Raw genomic sequence first — 5,569 nt, forward strand, 5'->3', positions numbered from 1 at the left:
CCATGCGAGAGTAGGGAACTGCCAGGCATCAAATAAGTGAAGAGCCCATCCTAACGGATGGGCTTTTTGCGTTTGGGGTTTTTGATTTTAATGTCATTGCGGTTTTATCCTCTCTTTTTCCTTTCCAGCGTTATCCCTTGTTTGCCTTTTCTTCTCAGCATTTTCTCATTCTATTCTCTTCTCTTTACTCTTGTTTTCGGGCCGGCTAAACGGTGGGCTGGCGTGGGCGCAGAGCTATGGTCAGAACTGCAGACACCAGCGCATCAGGCGCTATGTGGTGTTGCCGTTGGCTAAATGATGCTGATGAGTGATTTATGCAGCGTTAGGTACGCTGTGCTGTTGTTTGCGGTGCTTGGGGTTTCCCCGTATTGTTCTTATCTCTTATCTCTTATCTCTTATCTCTTATCTCTTATCTCTTATCTCTTATCTCTTATCTCTGTATTCCTTTTTAGAGTGTTTCTCGCGTTATTTTTAGCAGAGACCTTTTGCAAGGTGGGTGTATTACTTGGTATGAACAGCGATAATTAAAATACTTTATTTAGCGATTGGTATTTGATGTTTTTATTAAATGAATTAATCACCTTTGAATCTATTCATTAGTTTCTGACTTTGGGTTTTATTTTAAATGCTTTTGCATTCATATAATGAATTAGTTATTGGTGATTAATTTGGAATGTGAATAATAATATTTTTAATCTTGGCATTCAAGTCGATTTGTTATTGCTAATAAAGTGACTACCTCTCTCTTTGACTTTTCATTGTTAATTGCCTTGTGGTAAAAATAGGTGTGCATCACAAAACTAAGCTAATTTTAACTTTGTTATTTGTCTAGCCTAGTAATATAAGCCTCTTTTTATTTTGATTAATTCTTTAGCCAACACTCGTATCAGAGTGTCGTGGCTATGTTTTTATGGTGTAGCTATTTAATGATAGTCGGAGTAGTAACATGACTTTTCGTGTGGTAAAGGCTGTGCGCTGGAAACAGCATGCATTAATGATCATCCTTGCCGGCAGTTTGGTTGGTTGTGGTGATGAGTCGGCTTCATCGGCACAGGTAGCACCAGTTGCGCCTGTGGTAGTTGAAACTGTGCAGGCCAAGGATGTGCCTTTAACAACTGAAATGGTCGGAGAAACGGCCGGTTATCGGGAAATTGAGGTGCGTTCACGGGTTGGCGGTATTTTGCTTAAGCGCCATTATGTGGAAGGGCAACCAGTGGTCGCGGGGGACTTACTATTTGAGATCGATCCTGAGCCTTATAAAGTGGCACTGGAGCAAGCTAAAAGTTTATTAGCGCAAGAGAGTGCACGGTTAAATAAAGCGCGTGCCGATCGTGCACGGGTGATTCCGTTATATAAGAAACAAGTTGTCAGCCGAAAAGATTATGATGATGTGATCGCCAGTTATGAGGCGGCAATCGCGAGCCATCAAGCGGCGCAAGCAAAAGTCAAAGAGGCGGAATTAAATCTTAGTTATACCCGTGTGACCGCGCCAATTGATGGCATGGCCAGTAAAAGCACTCAGTCTGAAGGCAGTTTAATTTCAACTTTAGGTGATAACAGCTTACTGACGACCATTACACAATATGACCCCTTGTACGTGAATTTTTCTTATTCTGAACAAGATCGACTTAATTTTGAACGTGGTATTAAAAGCGGTGCGATACAAGCACGTAGTGCGGCAGATTGGACGACCCGCATTCGTTTGGCTGATGGCTCATTATATTCGGAAGTAGGCAAGTTGAATTTTTCGGATAATCGCGTAGATGGCAAAACCGGCACGATCCGGGCACGGGCAATTTTTGATAATGAGCGTGGGGTATTGTTGCCGGGGCAATTTGTTCGTCTAACCATTGATTTGGGTACGCGCAAAGACGCGATAGTGGTGCCAGCGAAGGCGATTGTACAGTCACAGGCCGATCGGATGCTGATGGTAGTGGATGCGGAGAATAAGGTGGTGCCACGACCGGTGAAATTAGGCGCGGTGGTGGAAAGTGGGGTGTTAGTTGAAAGTGGCTTGCAAGCAGGAGAGCGTTACATCGTTGAGGGTTTGATGAAAGCTCGCCCTGGTGTGGTGATCCAGCCGGTATCGGCACAAGAGATGAGCGCGATTAGTCAGAAGGTTGTCAGTGCGAGCGCGGCAAAATAAGGAGTTCGTATGTTTTCGAAGTTTTTTATCGAGCGACCTATTTTTGCCAGCGTGATTTCTATCATTATCGTGCTGGGTGGTTTGGCCGCGATGCGGGCATTGCCGGTAGAGCAATATCCGCAAATTACCCCGCCGGTGGTATCGGTAACGACCTATTACCCTGGCGCGACGCCGGAAGTGATTTCCCAAACTGTGGCGGCACCGTTGGAGCAGCAGATCAATGGGGTTGAGCGGATGATTTACATGCAATCCGGCTCGGCGTCTAATGGTCAGATGAACCTGAATATTTACTTTGAGATTGGCACTGATCCCGACCAAGCCACGATCAACGTGAATAACCGTGTGTCGGCTGCGATGGCGCAAATGCCGGAAGAGGTGAAAAAACAGGGGATCACGGTACGGAAAAAATCCACCTCCATCATGCAGGTATTAACGCTGCAATCACCCAATGGCAGCTATGACACCACCTATCTTTCCAACTATGCCTTGCTGAATATTATTGATGAGCTTAAGCGGATTCCTGGTATCGGTGATATTACGCTGTTTGGCGGTACCGACTATGCCATGCGGATCTGGTTGCGCCCCGATCGGTTGGCACAGCTGCAATTGACGCCGGCGGATGTGATTGCGGCCATTCGTGAACAGAATACCCAGTTTGCAGCGGGCAAGATTGGTGCGCAACCAACCAGTGCCCCAATTGATTTTACCTATACGGTGCAGACCAAAGGGCGTCTGGAGGGTGTGAAGGAATTCGAGAACATCATTATTTTGTCGCGGCCAGATGGCTCTAAAGTGCGGGTTAAAGATGTCGCGCGCGTAGAGCTGGGCGGTAAAGATTATGACGTGACTGCGCGGATCAATAGCCAACCGGCGGTGGGGATCTTCACGTATTTGCAACCGGGAGCCAATGCGGTCATGGTGGCCGATGCAGTGCGCGACACCATGGAGCGGCTGAAAACCCGTTTCCCACAAGATTTGGAATACCAGATCCCGTATGACACTACCGAGTTTGTGAAAATCTCAATTGAAGAAGTGGTCAAAACGCTGTTCGAGGCTATCGTTCTGGTGTTTGTGGTGGTGTACCTGTTCTTGCAAAACTTCCGCGCGACCTTGATCCCCTGCATTGCGGTGCCGGTATCGTTGATTGGTACCTTTGCTGGGATGTTGATGCTGGGTTTTTCCATCAACCTATTGACGCTGTTTGGCATGGTACTGGCGATTGGTATCGTGGTGGATGATGCGATCGTGGTGCTGGAAAACGTAGAGCGGATCATGACAGAGCGGCGCTGCTCGCCACGCGAAGCGGCAATTCTGGCGATGCAGGAAGTGTCTGGGCCTGTGGTGGCCATCGTTCTGGTCCTGTGTGCGGTGTTCTTGCCGGTGGCCTTTATGGGCGGAATGACCGGTGTCATGTACAAGCAATTTGCGATTACCGTGGCGGTGTCGGTGGCGATCTCGGGCTTGGTGGCATTGACGCTATCACCGGCGTTGTGTGCGGTACTGCTAAAAGAAGGCCATCATCAGCCCGCGCGCTTTTTTGTTTGGTTTAACCAAGCGTTTGACCGTTTAACTGCGCGTTATGTCGGCGGCGTGGCTTTTTTGAATCGGCGAGTCGGGGTGGCATTCGGGATTATCGGGGCGCTATTACTGTGCACCTACGCCTTATTTGCTCGCGTGCCGGGGGAGTTGGTGCCGAATGAGGATCAGGGCTATCTCATCTCGTCGATTATGTTGCCGGATGCGGCATCGTTGAATCGTACGCAAAACGTGGCGGACCAGTTCGACCAGATCATCATGGCTAATCCGCATGTTGAGAACGTAGTGACCTTCTCGGGTTTCGATATTCTGTCGAACTCCATTGTCAGTAACCGTGGGTTGTCATTTATCCCGTTGAAAGATTGGGGTGAACGCCAAGGTAGTGGGCAAGACTCCTTTGCTTTGGCCAAAACATTCCAAGGCTTGAGCATGATGGGGCAATCTGATGGATTTGCGGCCTCCTTCAATCCGCCACCGATTCAGGGCATGTCGACCACCGGTGGATTAGAAGGCTACCTGCAGAACCGAGGAAGTAGCGATACGCAGGCATTTTCCGCCGAAGTGCAGCGCTTTTTGGATGCAGCGAAGAGCCGCCCTGAGTTTTCCAGCGTCACCACCACCTTTCGCGCGAATGTGCCACAGGTCTACATGGATTTGGATCGTGAAAAGGCTAAGGCGCTCGGCTTACCGATCAACGCGGTGTTCGACACGATGCAGGCAACGTTTGGCCAAGTCTATGTGAATGACTTCAACCAGTTTGGCCGTACGTATCGGGTGCAGTTACAGTCGGAGGCCGATTACCGCGCTAAGCGCGATGATATTCGCAATGTGTATGTGCGCTCGGTCAATGGCGAGATGATCCCACTCAGCAGTTTGGTGACGGTACGTGACAGTACCGGTCCGGAGCTGGTTGAACGTTTTAATATCTTCCAAGCGGCTAAAATCATGGTGCAACCAGCGGCCGGTTACAGCTCGGGGCAGGCTATCGTCGCGTTAGAACAAGTGGCGAGCGAGGTGCTCGGTAATGATGCCAAGCTGGAATGGATCGGTTCGGCCTACCAAGAAAAAGCGGCGGCCGGTAGTGCGGCAATGGCGTTTGGCTTTGGTATCGTCATGATCTTTTTGATTTTGGCGGCGCAATATGAGCGTTGGAGCTTGCCGTTCGCGGTGATCACCGCGGTCCCGTTTGCGTTGTTCGGTGCGCTATTAGCCACGTGGCTGGTTGGCTTAACCAACAACGTCTATTTCCAGATAGGATTGGTGACCTTGGTCGGCTTGGCGGCAAAAAATGCCATCTTGATTGTGGAGTTTGCAGTGATGAAGCACGAAGAGGGGATGAGTCTGCTGGACTCGGCTTTGGAAGCGGCACGCTTACGCTTTCGCCCCATCATCATGACCTCGATGGCCTTTATTTTGGGCTGTGTGCCGTTGATCTTGTCGAGCGGTGCTGGTGCGGCGAGTCGCCATGCATTAGGTTGGCCGGTGATTGGCGGAATGTTGGCGGCAACCTTTATCGCTATCTTCTTTATTCCGCTATTCTTCCGGTTGATCATGCAACTCTCAGAGCGTAAATAAGCCTTCAGCTTATCAGCTCAATTTCATCGTCCACTTAGCCCAGCCGTTTTTGCTGGGCTTTTTTATTAATTTGGCCGCTTTATTTCACGCGTAGGGAGTCCGCGCATTCACGCCAGATATGCGGTTACGGTGCGCTACCTTGGTGCTTTTATCCGCATTAGTGGATGAATTTTAGGCTTCACCCGCTTGATTTGTTCACAAAGCGCGCGCTTGATAAGTTTTTCGATAAAAAACGTGATTTAGCCCTTGCGTCTTTTCGGCGCCTCCCTATAATGCGCTCCCTGTCGGCACGGAACGAAACGCGAAAGCAAA

General features: G+C 49.2%; 2 protein-coding genes. Both read left to right on the forward strand.

The window, feature by feature from the left end; all coding sequences use genetic code 11:
* Positions 1 to 946: 946 nt before the first annotated feature.
* Positions 947 to 2,146 carry an efflux RND transporter periplasmic adaptor subunit gene (locus tag L975_RS15395; protein ID WP_047709250.1) on the forward strand — a complete coding sequence of 400 codons (1,200 nt, stop codon included), beginning with the start codon at positions 947 to 949 and terminating at the stop codon, positions 2,144 to 2,146.
* A gap of 9 nt (positions 2,147 to 2,155) precedes the next feature.
* Complete coding sequence (locus tag L975_RS15400) at positions 2,156 to 5,257, forward strand: efflux RND transporter permease subunit (protein WP_047709251.1); 3,102 nt, start codon at positions 2,156 to 2,158, stop codon at positions 5,255 to 5,257.
* Positions 5,258 to 5,569 lie beyond the last annotated feature (312 nt).

This window comes from Plesiomonas sp. ZOR0011, assembly GCF_000800945.1.
GTDB lineage: Bacteria > Pseudomonadota > Gammaproteobacteria > Enterobacterales > CAMTGL01 > Plesiomonas > Plesiomonas shigelloides.